At 63.8% G+C, this 11,574-nt stretch carries 10 protein-coding genes; 5 read left to right on the plus strand and 5 right to left on the minus strand.

What is annotated here, in order from left to right:
- Positions 1-12: 12 nt before the first annotated feature.
- On the minus strand, positions 13-831 hold the full coding sequence (locus DU490_RS11090; protein WP_114574354.1) for a slipin family protein: 819 nt from the start codon (positions 829-831) through the stop codon (positions 13-15).
- 58 nt (positions 832-889) lie between these two features.
- On the minus strand, positions 890-2,386 hold the full coding sequence (locus tag DU490_RS11095) for a nodulation protein NfeD (protein WP_114574355.1): 1,497 nt from the start codon (positions 2,384-2,386) through the stop codon (positions 890-892).
- 312 nt (positions 2,387-2,698) lie between these two features.
- On the opposite strand from DU490_RS11095, the gene DU490_RS11100 reads away from it, so the two are divergent.
- From DU490_RS11100 to DU490_RS11125, 5 genes are all read left to right on the plus strand, one after another.
- Positions 2,699-3,910, plus strand: coding sequence for an ABC transporter substrate-binding protein (locus DU490_RS11100; RefSeq protein WP_114574356.1), 1,212 nt, complete (start codon positions 2,699-2,701; stop codon positions 3,908-3,910).
- 79 nt (positions 3,911-3,989) lie between these two features.
- On the plus strand, positions 3,990-5,687 hold the full coding sequence (locus DU490_RS11105; RefSeq protein ID WP_258801632.1) for an ABC transporter permease: 1,698 nt from the start codon (positions 3,990-3,992) through the stop codon (positions 5,685-5,687).
- Complete coding sequence (locus DU490_RS11110; RefSeq protein WP_114574357.1) at positions 5,684-6,316, plus strand: ATP-binding cassette domain-containing protein; 633 nt, start codon at positions 5,684-5,686, stop codon at positions 6,314-6,316. Before DU490_RS11105 ends, DU490_RS11110 begins: the two co-directional genes overlap by 4 nt.
- Before the next feature lie 277 nt (positions 6,317-6,593).
- Entirely contained in the window at positions 6,594-7,178 is a 585-nt protein-coding gene (locus tag DU490_RS11120) for a sigma-70 family RNA polymerase sigma factor (RefSeq protein ID WP_258801633.1), read from the plus strand.
- Positions 7,175-7,363, plus strand: a complete 189-nt coding sequence (locus DU490_RS11125) for a zf-HC2 domain-containing protein (RefSeq protein ID WP_114574359.1) — start codon at positions 7,175-7,177, stop codon at positions 7,361-7,363. Before DU490_RS11120 ends, DU490_RS11125 begins: the two co-directional genes overlap by 4 nt.
- Positions 7,364-7,487: 124 nt before the next feature.
- On the opposite strand, the gene DU490_RS11130 is transcribed toward DU490_RS11125, so the two are convergent.
- The 3 genes from DU490_RS11130 to DU490_RS11140 all read right to left on the minus strand — a co-directional run bounded on the left by DU490_RS11130 (position 7,488) and on the right by DU490_RS11140 (position 11,421).
- Entirely contained in the window at positions 7,488-8,171 is a 684-nt protein-coding gene (locus DU490_RS11130; protein ID WP_114574360.1) for a haloacid dehalogenase type II, read from the minus strand.
- Positions 8,172-8,230: 59 nt separating this feature from the next.
- Complete coding sequence (locus tag DU490_RS11135) at positions 8,231-9,655, minus strand: aminotransferase (RefSeq protein WP_114574361.1); 1,425 nt, start codon at positions 9,653-9,655, stop codon at positions 8,231-8,233.
- A gap of 272 nt (positions 9,656-9,927) precedes the next feature.
- Positions 9,928-11,421 carry an NAD-dependent succinate-semialdehyde dehydrogenase gene (locus DU490_RS11140; protein WP_114574362.1) on the minus strand — a complete coding sequence of 498 codons (1,494 nt, stop codon included), beginning with the start codon at positions 11,419-11,421 and terminating at the stop codon, positions 9,928-9,930.
- Positions 11,422-11,574 lie beyond the last annotated feature (153 nt).

The following is an 11,574-nucleotide window of genomic DNA, read 5'->3' on the forward strand; positions in this document are numbered from 1 at the left end:
ATGGCAGTGAGGTCAGGTGGCGTCACTGCTGCCCTGCTCGCTGCCGCCCTGGGCGCTCCTATCGGCCCGCGCCTGAGCGGCCGGTGACGCCTTCAGGTGCCGGAACGCCTCCATGATGTCCATCGGCAACGGGAAGAAAATGGTGGAGGCGTTCTTGTTGCTCATGTCACTCATGGTCTGCAGGTAGCGCAGCTGCAGCGCAGCAGAATTCTCGGACATGACATTAGCCGCTTCGACCAGCTTCTGCGAGGCCTGCAGCTCGCCCTCGGCGTGGATAACCTTGGCGCGGCGCTCACGCTCGGCCTCGGCCTGGCGGGCAATGGCGCGAATCATGCTCTCGTCGAGATCGACATGCTTGATCTCGACATTGGCCACCTTGATGCCCCACTCTTCGGTCTGAGTATCAATGATCTCCTGGATATCGTCGTTGAGCTTGTCGCGCTCGGAGAGCATCTCGTCCAGGTCATGCTTGCCCAGCACCGAACGCAGCGTGGTCTGGGCCAACTGGCTGGTGGCGATGGTGTAGTTCTCGACCTGTATGATCGCCTTCTCCGGATCGACCACCCGGAAGTAGAGCACCGCGTTGACCTTGACGGTGACGTTGTCCTGGGAAATGACATCCTGCTCCGGCACATCCATGGTGATCACGCGCAGATCCACCACGGTCATCTGCTGGATGCCGGGAATCACGATGATCAACCCCGGCCCCTTGACGGCCTGAAAGCGACCCAGGAAGAACACGACGCCCCGCTTGTACTCGGGCAGGATGCGGATCGACGCGGCGATCAGCATGAGAACCAGTACCACTGGCACGAGATAGGAAATCAGCATGGTCCGTCTCCTTGGTGTCTCAAAGGCTGCGATGTATCCAATACCTTAAACAACTGGCTCATGTGTCGACAGGCTCGACCAGCAGGGTCAAACCCTCGACCTCGATGACTCTGACGGCCTGGTCCTTCTGCAGTAGGATGGCACTGCGGGCATTCCAGCGTTCACCCATCACACGAACATGGCCGCGGCCCTCGAAGGTTTCGAGCACTCGCCCCTGGCTGCCGACCAGCTGTTCATGACCTGTCCTGACCGGCCGTCGGCGCAGCCCCATGAAGCGTGTCACCGTCCACAGCATGAAGACCGCCGCCACCAGTGCGATGCCGCCTATCAGCGGCAGCGAGATTCTCAGGTTGTCTGCATCCATCAGTATCACCGATCCGATCACGAAGGCGACAATGCCGCCCATTCCCAGGATGCCGAAGCTGGGCATCAAGGCTTCACCCACGATCAGCGCCAGCCCCACCAGTATCAATGCCAGCCCCGCATAGTTGATCGGCAAGAGCTGAAAAGCAAAGAGCGCCAGCAGTAGCGAGATGATGCCGATGGTGCCGGGTATCAGACTGCCGGGATTGGACAGCTCGAAGATCAGCCCGTAGAACCCGATGATCATCAGGAAGTAGGCCACGTTGGGGTTGGTGATCACCTGCAGTAGCTGGGTACGCCAGTCGGGATCGAAGCGCTCGATGGTCAGGTTGGCCGTATCCAGGGTACGCTCGCCGCGCTCCATCACCACCTCACGACCGTCGATCTGCGCCAGCAGATCCTCGATATCTACAGCCACCACATCAATGACATTGTTTTCCAGTGCTTCACGGGATGTGAGGTTGACCGCTTCGCGTACGGCCTCCTCGGCCCAGTCGGCGTTGCGGCCATGACGTTCGGCGAGACCGCGAATGTAGTAGACGGCATCCTCAAGCACCTTGCGCTCCATGGCGGTTTCGCCACGGCGGCGCGTATCGGCGGCCTCCTCCTCCTCGGGCGCGGCCTCGTCTTCATTCGACGCGCCGTTAGTCGCCGCTTCCTCATCGGCGTTGCCGTTGCCATTGGACTCAATGCTGCCGTCGTCATCCTCCGTATTCCCCCGGGCGCCATCATCGTCCGGGTCGTCCATTCCTGGAAAGCCACCACCCATCTGCACCGGCGTGGCCGAACCGAGGTGGGTAGCGGGCGACATGGCGGCAACATGACTGCCGTAGAGCAGATAAGTACCGGCGCTGGCGGCCCGTGAGCCGCTGGGCGAGACATAGATGGCCACCGGCACCGGGGAGGAGAGCATGGCACGGATCATGCTGCGCATGGTGGCGTCGAGCCCACCCGGCGTGTCCATCTGCACGATCACCAGTTCGGCATCACGCTCGGCGGCACGCGAGAGGCCACGCTGGAAATAGTCGCCGGTCGCCGGTCCAATGGCACCGTCGACAGTCATGACCAGGGCAAGACGCTCGCTCTCCTGTGCCTGGGTCTGCCAGGCCAGAAGCGTACCGCCAAGAACCAGACACAGCAGGCTGGCCAGCAGGAGACAATGATGAACGAAGGCAACCCGGCGTATCTGCATGATGACTTTCCTTGCTTGACGTCCCGACGTAGCGAATGCGCCCCCCAGAAGCGCGCATTTTCTACTTCAGGTACTGCTGAATTCAGATTAGCAGTGTGGCGACGTAAACGCAGGGTTGAGCTGGGTCAACGAGCACGATGCGAAGGTTTGAGACTGAGCCGCCCTGGCAGCCTGCGGCGCTTGTGGTCATGCTGTGACAGGCTATCTACCTCTATGATGACACTCCGATCAAGCCGTCGAGGCCAAATGATGTAAGGAATCCAGGCTTCCTTCGACCACCCACTAACCGACCACCGCACCAGGAACCTGCCAATGCTGACCCGTCTGCTTGCTTTCACCGTGCCGCTTGCCCTGCTGCTGACCACTCCGCTGCATGCCGCTCCGGACCCCAGCGACTGGGAGTCCGTACTCGATGAGGCGCATGGGCAAACCGTCTACTGGTACGCCTGGGCCGGCGAGGAGCGCACCAACGACTACATCCAGTGGTCGGCTCGCCAGGTCGCCGAGCGCTATGACATCGAACTGGTGCATGTCAAGATCGGCGATACTGCCGAGGCGGTGTCGCGGGTGCTGGCCGAGAAGCAGGCCGGCAACCACGAGCGCGGCAACGTCGACCTGATCTGGATCAACGGCGAGAACTTCGCCACCATGAAGACCAACGACCTGCTGTTCGGCCCCTGGTCGGAACAGCTACCCCACTATCCGCTGACCGACCCGGAAAACACGCCGGCGGTGCGCTACGACTGGACCATCCCGGTAGACGGCCTGGAATCGCCCTGGAGTAGCTCCCAGGTCGTGTTCTATTACGATACGGCACTGGTCGACGAGCATCCGCACTCCATGCCAGAGCTGCTCGACTGGACCCGGGAGAACCCAGGCGACTTCACCTATGCCCGAGTGCCCAACTTTCTCGGCAATGCCTTCATCACCCAGGCCCTGTTGGAATTGGCCGAGGACACCGACATCCTCTACGAGCCCATGCGGGAAGAAGACTTCGACGAAATTTCGGCACCGCTGTGGGAATTCCTCGACGAGCTTCACCCACACCTGTGGCGCAGCGGTCGCGCCTTCCCGTCCAACAGCTCGGAGCTGCGCCGGTTGATGGGCGACGGCGAGATCAGCATCGCCCTCTCCTTCAGCACCACCGAGGCATCCGGCGCCATTGCCAACTTCGAGCTGCCCGACAGCGTGCGCAGCTATGTCCATGATGACGGCATGATCGGCAACATGAGTTTTCTGGCAATCCCCTATAACGCTCAGCACAAGGCCGGCGCCATGGTGGTCGCCGACTACCTGCTCTCCCCCGAAGCGCAGGCCCACAAGCAAGACCCGGTGGTATGGGGCAGCAATACTGTGCTTTCCCTGGACACCCTTGAGGACGAGGACCGTATCCGTTTCGAAGGCATCGACCTGGGGATCGCCACCCTGTCACCGAGTGAGCTCGGCAAGGTGCGCAGCCAGCCCCATCCGAGCTGGGTCGACGCCCTGGCAGATGCCTGGCAGTTCCGCTACGTCGGTAACTGATGCCGCCTTTCATGTTTGTGATGCGAAGCGAATCGTCCCGGCAATGCCATGAGCGGTGCCAACTGGGGCAATCACCACGATGATGCTGCGACTCGCTCCAGTTCTGATCGTCACACTGCTGGTCGGCCCCATCCTTGCCGGACTGGCCATGGCGGTGCTGCCCGCCTTCGGCTATCTGCCGGCCCTGGGTGGTACCGAGTTCAGCCTCACGCCCTGGCGCGACCTGTTCGCCCAGCCCGGGCTCGCCCGCTCGGTGACGGTCAGTTTCGTCAGCGGCCTGGCTACCACTATGGTATCGCTTTCGGTCGTTTTGCTGTTTCTGGCAAGCGCTTCGGGCAGTCGGCTCGACCGTTGGATTCGGCGCATGGTTTCACCGCTGCTGTCGATTCCCCATGCCGCCGCTGCCTTCGGGCTGGCCTTTCTGATCGCACCATCGGGCCTGATCTCGCGACTGATATCGCCAGGCCTGACCGGCTGGGAGCGGCCACCCGACGCACTGATCGTCCAGGATCCCTGGGGGCTGTCGCTGATGGCCGGGCTTATCATCAAGGAAATTCCCTTCCTGCTATTGATGAGCCTTGCCGCCCTGCCGCAGCTCGATCCCGAACGGCGCGTGGCAATGGCACGCTCACTCGGTTACCGTCCGACTATTGCCTGGCTGAAGGTGATGGCACCGGCCCTCTACCCGCTGATCCGTCTTCCGGTCTACGCGGTGATCGCCTATGCCACCGCGGTAGTCGACGTGGCGCTGATTCTCGGCCCAACCCTGCCGCCGACGCTCTCCGTGTCGATCCTCGCCTGGTTCAACGACCCCGACCTCTCCCGGCGTTTCATGGCCTCGGCCGGTGCCGTGTTGCAGCTGGGCATCACCGCCGCCGCCCTTGTGGTCTGGTGGTGCCTGGAGCGGGGTATCGCCTGCCTGGGGCGTCGCTGGGTAGCCCGGGGCGGGCGGCAACGCGGAGAGCAGCCGCTGCGCCTGGCCGGGAAGGGGTTGATCCTGTTCGCCACCCTCACCGCCTTCGTCGGTATCGGCAGCCTGGCGCTCAACTCCGTGGCCGGCTTCTGGCGCTTTCCCGATGCCCTGCCCCAAGGCTTCACCGCGACACACTGGATTCGCGCCCTGCCCTCGCTGACGGGCCCGGTGGCCTCGACGGTGATCATCGCCGCGGCCTCGACATTGATCGCCTTGGCGCTCACCCTGGCGGCGCTGGAAAACGAACAGCGCACCGGACGCCACCCAGTCCAAGGGCGGCTGCTGTCGGCGCTGGGGCTACTCTATCTGCCGCTGATCGTGCCGCAGATCGCCTTCCTGTTCGGCCTGGTGGTGGTAATGGAATCGCTCGGCAGCCGCCCAACCCATGGCCTGGTCATCTTTGGCCACCTGCTCTTCGTACTGCCCTATGTGTTTCTCTCGCTGTCGGAGTCCTACCGACGCCTGGATCCACGTTGGTCGCAACTTGCACGAACGCTTGGCAGCTCACGTAATGCCGTCTTCTGGCGGGTGCGCCTGCCGCTGTTGCTGGCACCGATCCTCACCGCCTGTGCTGTTGGCCTTGCTGTCAGTATCGGCCAGTATCTACCCACCCAACTGCTGGGTGCCGGCCGCGTGCCCACCGTCACCACCGAGGCGGTGGCCCTCGCGTCGGGAGGCAACCGCCGGGCGATCGGGGTCTGGGCACTGGTCCAGGCCAGCCTGCCGCTGGTGGGCTTCATCATCGCCGTCGGTTTGCCGCGGCTGTTCTGGGCCAAACGCCGTGGAATGCGAGGATCACCATGACGCACCATTATCTCGAGATCGACAGCCTGCGCATCGCCCTGGATGGCACCGTGCTGCTGGAGCTCGATGCCCATATCGGCCCCGGTGAGATTCTCACGGTGACGGGGCCTTCCGGTTCGGGAAAGTCGACTCTGTTGGCCTGGCTCGCCGGTTTCCTGACAGGGGATTTCGAGGCCAGCGGCCACGCACACCTGGACGGTCGCGATATCACCCACCTGCCGGCAGAGCGGCGCGGCATCGGCCTGCTGTTCCAGGATCCGCTGCTGTTTCCCCACCTGTCGGTTGCCGGCAACCTGCGTTTCGGCATGCTACGCGCCACCCACGACAAGGCCCGGCAAGTCGAGGCGGCACTGGAGCAGATCGGCCTGGCCGGTTTCGGCGATCGCGACCCGGCCACCCTCTCCGGCGGCCAGAAGGCCCGGGTGGCCCTGATGCGCCTGCTGCTCTCCCAGCCCTGTGCCGTGCTCCTTGACGAGCCCTTCTCCAAGCTTGATACCCACCTGCGCCAGGAGATGCGTCAACTGGTTTTTACCCAGCTGCGCCAGGCCGGCCTGCCGAGCCTGCTGGTTACCCACGACAGAGACGACGCAGCGGCCGCCGGCGGAAAGGTGATCGAACTCACCCATTGAGCCGCTCGTGGCCGCCATCGTGACGGGGCAATGCGAGACAGTCATTCTGCGTTTGTTCAACGTGGAGGGCTTGCCCTGCCCTCATAGGGCCTGCATGCTGACGACAAAGGAAGTGCCGAATAAATCACCGAGCGAGATGAAGCGCAAGGCGCACGGAGCGCAAGAACCGGAGCATATGGGGTATATGTGAGGATTCTTAGCACCGCGCAACGCCGCGATTCGGTCGCGCAGGCATTTATACAGTGCTTCCCAAACAAGAACCCGGAAGGATCACCCCGTGAGCATCCCGCCGCTAGACGACCGCATGCAGCGCCTGACTGCCGTTCGGCCTCGGCTGCTCTCCTTCGCGCGCCTGCATCTGCGCAATCACGCCCAGGCCGAAGATGCCGTCCAGGATACCCTTGAAGCCGCCATCGAGAAGCAGGCAAGCTTTTCCGGTCTATCCGGCTATGAGACCTGGGTGTTCGGCATCCTCAAGTTCAAGATTCTCGATACCATGCGGGCCCAGAAGCGCCAGGGCACCTGGCAACCGCTGGGAGATGAGGCCGATGACGAGGCCATCGACCGTCAGTTCCGCCGGAATGGTCGTTGGGTCAAGGAGGCGCGCCCGGCCAGCTGGGGGGAGCCGGAAGCAGCCTTCGAGAGCGAGACATTCTGGCAGGTGTTCGATGCCTGCATGATCGCCCTGCCGGACAACGTGGCACGTGTCTTTTCGCTGCGTGAACTGATGGGGCTATCGACCGAGGAGATCTGCCGCGAGCTGGGCATCAAGGAGAACAACTGCTGGGTCATCCTGCACCGGGCCCGTCTGCGGCTGCGGGCCTGCATCGAACAGGGCTGGCTGACGGAGGAAACGCCATGATCATGTGCCGACGCGCCACCGAGCTGATGTCGCAACGCCTGGATCGCCCCCTGATGTGGCAGGAACGGCTCTCGCTGCGCTTTCACCTGGCGATGTGTGGCGCCTGCAGCCAGTGCAACCGGCAGTTCGAGTTGCTGCACGCGGCCGGGAAACGCTTCGAACCTGCTGCGCAGGAAGAGGAGTAATTCCACCCGCAAGTCATTGCCCGCCAGCTGCAAGGTTCTCCCGCCATAACGACAAAGGCATAGCCAACGTCATGGCACTCTTAGAGTGGCTCTCCAGCTGCCCTGTCTGGGTTCGAGACGGCTCTCAGCCCAACCGTTCGGCCAGGGCATCCAGGTCGGGAACGGTCAGGTCAGGCTCGATGGCCCAGGGGTCGAAGGGAGCATCGAGGCTGCGGCGCACCCAGGCGGCATGCAGCCCGGCGTGGCGCGCACCGATGACATCGAAGGGATTACTGGAGACCAGCCAGGTATCGCCGGGTGCGACATCGAGGCGATTGCGCAGGTGAGCGTAGACCGCCGGGTCAGGCTTGAAGCGCTTGACCTCATCGACGCTGATCACGACCTCGAAACAACTCAGTATATCGGCCTTGTCGAGCAGGCTGGAGACAGCCGCCCCCGTGCCATTGGAAAAAGCCACGCAGCGCACACCGCTCTCCGCCAGCCGCGTCAACGCCTCGGGCACTTCGGGAAAAGCGGGGAGCTCACCGTAGACCGCCATCAGGTGGTCCTTGTCGACCTCGGAAAGGCGTGTCTGCAGTGCACGGTCGGTAAACTCGAGCGCCTCGAGAGTGCACTGTGAAAAAGGGACGTAGGCCCCCATCAGGCCGCGGCGAAAACTGTACTCCAGCTGTTTGTCACGCCAGCGGCGAGAGAATTCCGCGGCCTGCTCTGTCTTGTCCGAAGCGCCTAGTCTCGCTTCCAGTTCAGTGATCACACCATGGGTGTCGATCAAGGTGCCATAGACGTCGAACGCCAATACCTGTGTCATCTGCTGTGCCCTTTGGTTGCCATGATCCCTGCCGCGGAGGCCCGCGGCAGGTGCCGGCTTCAGCCTACCGACATTGCAGCCTTGACCACACCCTCGCGGACCAATTGATCAGCGACCTTGTCCACGGCACGCCGGGCGCGGGCGACAATCTCGTCGACTTCGGCACGGGTGGTGGTCAGCGGCGGCGCGAAGCCTAGGATATCGCCCTGGGGCATGGCGCGGGCGATCAGGTTCTCGTCCAGCGCGGCGGCGGCGATACGCGGACCGACCTTGTGCGCGGCATCGAAGTGCTGACGCCGGGCCGGGTCGACGGAGAACTCCAGTGCGGCCAGCATGCCCACGCCACGCACGTTGCCCACCACCGGATGGTCACCGAAGGCGGCCTGCATCTGCTGCTGCAGGTAGGCGCCGGTCTCGGCGGCATTGGCAGTGAGTCCTTCGCGTTCGATGATCGCCAGGTTGGCCAGGCCCGCGGCACAGCCCAGGGCGTGGCCGGAGTAGGTCCAGCCGTGGCCGATGGGGCCATACTCGCCGGTGCCCTGCTCGAGTACGCTCCACACGCGGTCGCCGACGATCACGCCGGAGAGCGGCTGGTAGGCGCTGGTCAGGCCCTTGGCCACGGTGATGAGGTCGGGCTTGATGCCGTAGTAGTGGCTGCCGAAGTCGGCGCCGATCCGCCCGAAACCGCAGACCACCTCATCGGCGATCAGCAGTATGTCGTACTTGGCCAGCACTGCCTGGATCTCCGTCCAGTAACCTTCCGGCGGCGGCACGATACCGCCGGTTCCCAGCACCGGCTCGCCGATGAAGGCGGCCACGGTGTCGGGCCCTTCGGCCAGGATCATCTCCTCGAGCTTGCGCGCGCAGTGCTTCGAGAATTCGTGCTCGGACATCCCTTCCAGCTCCGCTGCGCGCTGGTAGTAGAACGGCGCCTCGGTATGACGAATGGTGTCGATGGGCAAGTCGAAGTGGTCGTGGAACGCCTTGAGCCCGGTCAGCGAGCCTGAAGCGATGCCGGAGCCGTGGTAGCCGCGCATGCGCGAGATGACCTTCTTCTTCTGCGGCAAGCCACGCACGTTGTTGTAGTAACGCACGATCTTCAGCTGGGTCTCGTTGGCATCGCTGCCCGACATGCCGTAGTAGACTTTTGACATACCGGGGCCGGCCAGCGCGAGGATCTTCTCGGAGAGCGCGATTTGCGGCTCGTTGGAGTGGCCCACGTAAGTGTGATAGTAGGAGAGCTCCAACGCCTGCTGGTAGATCGCCTCGGCCACCTCGGTGCGCCCGTAGCCGATGTTGACACAGTAGAGCCCGGCGAAACCGTCGATGAACTCGCGGCCGTCCTTGTCGACGATGTGAATGCCCTTGCCGCCGGTGATCACCCGGCCCGGGGCGTCGCCGTGGGCGAAGTCGCGCAGGTGGGTGGAGGCGTGGAAGGTCACCTTGCGGTCACGATCGATCAGATCCTTGTGCTGCTGGCTCATGCGGTTCTCTCTTCTAAGTTCTAGGCCCCGCCGCGGCGGGGGTTGTTCAAATTCGTTGATGACGCCCGTGGTCAGATGCCAGGGCGGGCCATCGAGCGATATCTACCCAAGGGCGCTGGTGCAAGCGAAGCGGCGCGCGGCGATCGACAGGGATGTCGATCGAGGGCTGGCAAGAGGGACCTTGTTCCAGCCCGACGCGCTGGCCGCAAGTGCTGCGCCAGGGTTTCGCCCTTGGGCATCGCGAGATGGGATGCGCTGGCAGCCCCTCTGCCCTAACTCCCGGAGACCGACCCCAGGCCGCCGAGGCAGTAATACTTGGTCTCCAGGTACTCGTCGATACCGGTAATGCCGCCCTCGCGGCCGAGGCCGGACTGCTTGACGCCGCCGAAGGGTACGGGCGGGCCGGTCATCTTCACCGAGTTGACGCTGACCATGCCGAACTCCAGCGCCCGCAGCATCTTCCAGATGCGGCGAATGTCATGGGTGTAGACGTAGGCCGCCAGACCGTATTCGGTGTCGTTGGCCATTTCGATCACCTGATCATCGTCACTGTACGCGGTTACGCCGGCCACCGGTGCGAAGTTTTCCTCTCGCCATACCTGCATATCCCGAGTCACCCCGGTGAGCAGCACCGGCATGAAGAAGTTGGGCCCCGGCGCCTGGTTCTGGTCGCCGGCCACCAGCCTGGCGCCCCGGGAGATGGCATCGTCGACGATGGCGGCGGCCTTGTCCACCGCCTGGCGATGGATCAGCGGCCCCAGGTCGATCTCGCTCTCCAGGCCGTTGCCCACGGTCAACGCCGCCATGCGCTCGGCGAAGTGCTCGACGAATTCGTCATGGATCGATTCGTGCACCAGGATACGGTTGGCCGCCAGGCAGTCCTGGCCGGCGGTTTGAAACTTGGCCGCCACGGCGGCAAAGGCCGCCTCCTTGGGATCCATGTCCGGCGCGACGATAAAGGGCGCGTTGCCGCCGAGTTCCATGGAGAGCCGCTTGACGGTGCCAGCGCTCTGCTCGATCAGCAGCCGCCCCACCCGGGTGGAGCCGGTGAAGGAGAGCGCCTTGATGCGCTCCTCGGCACAGAGGATCTTCGACACCTCGGGGGCATCGCCGAGCACGACGTTGAAGATGCCCGCCGGTATCCCGGCGCGCTCGGCCAGTTCGGCCAGCGCCAGCGCCGAGAAGGGGGTCTCGCCGGCCGGCTTGACGATCACCGGGCAGCCCGCCGCCATGGCGGCGGCGGCCTTGCGGGTGATCATCGCCAGCGGGAAGTTCCAGGGCGTGATCAGCGCCGCGATGCCAACGGGTTCCTTCAGGGTTCCCAGCGCCGCGTTGGGGATGTGGCTGGGAATGGTCTCACCGAAGATACGCTTGCCCTCCTCGGCGAACCAGCGCACGAAGCTGGCACCGTACTCGACTTCGCCGCGGGCGTCGGGCAGCGGCTTGCCCTGCTCCAGGGTCATGATGGTGGCCAGGTCTTCGCGGTTGGTCTGAATCAGGTCGTACCAGGCCAGGAGACGCTCGCAGCGCTCGTCGGCACGCAGCGCCCGCCAGTGAACGAAGGCAGCCTCGGCGGCGTCCACGGCTTCACGAATCTGATGGGCTTCCAGCCAGGGAATATGGCCGATCGCCTCGCCCGTGGCCGGGTCGAACACGGCCTCCTCGCGGCCCCCCTCGCCGTGGGTCCATTTACCGTTCACGTAGGCGTACTGGCGGAACAACCGCGGATCATCGAGCTGAGCGGACAGCGTCTTGGACAGTTTCATGGGCACCTCCCCTGACGCCGGCACGCAATACCTGGGGGCTGGCCGGCGTTAAAAATGGCGGGCAGCCAGTGGCTGCCCGATGTCTACAGGGTAAGGGTTTAGTGGAATCAGGACTTTTTGATCATCGACACTCTCGATATGGTTTTTTTTGTC

It is taken from the genome of Halomonas sp. DQ26W (assembly GCF_003339685.1).
Classification (GTDB): domain Bacteria; phylum Pseudomonadota; class Gammaproteobacteria; order Pseudomonadales; family Halomonadaceae; genus Halomonas.

Coding starts and splice junctions, on each gene's coding strand:
- DU490_RS11090 (WP_114574354.1), bottom strand. CDS start 831: ATGCTGATTTCCTATCTCGTGCCAGTGGTACTGGTTCTCATGCTGATC.
- DU490_RS11095 (WP_114574355.1), bottom strand. CDS start 2,386: ATGCAGATACGCCGGGTTGCCTTCGTTCATCATTGTCTCCTGCTGGCC.
- DU490_RS11100 (WP_114574356.1), top strand. CDS start 2,699: ATGCTGACCCGTCTGCTTGCTTTCACCGTGCCGCTTGCCCTGCTGCTG.
- DU490_RS11105 (WP_258801632.1), top strand. CDS start 3,990: ATGATGCTGCGACTCGCTCCAGTTCTGATCGTCACACTGCTGGTCGGC.
- DU490_RS11110 (WP_114574357.1), top strand. CDS start 5,684: ATGACGCACCATTATCTCGAGATCGACAGCCTGCGCATCGCCCTGGAT.
- DU490_RS11125 (WP_114574359.1), top strand. CDS start 7,175: ATGATCATGTGCCGACGCGCCACCGAGCTGATGTCGCAACGCCTGGAT.
- DU490_RS11130 (WP_114574360.1), bottom strand. CDS start 8,171: ATGACACAGGTATTGGCGTTCGACGTCTATGGCACCTTGATCGACACC.
- DU490_RS11135 (WP_114574361.1), bottom strand. CDS start 9,655: ATGAGCCAGCAGCACAAGGATCTGATCGATCGTGACCGCAAGGTGACC.
- DU490_RS11140 (WP_114574362.1), bottom strand. CDS start 11,421: ATGAAACTGTCCAAGACGCTGTCCGCTCAGCTCGATGATCCGCGGTTG.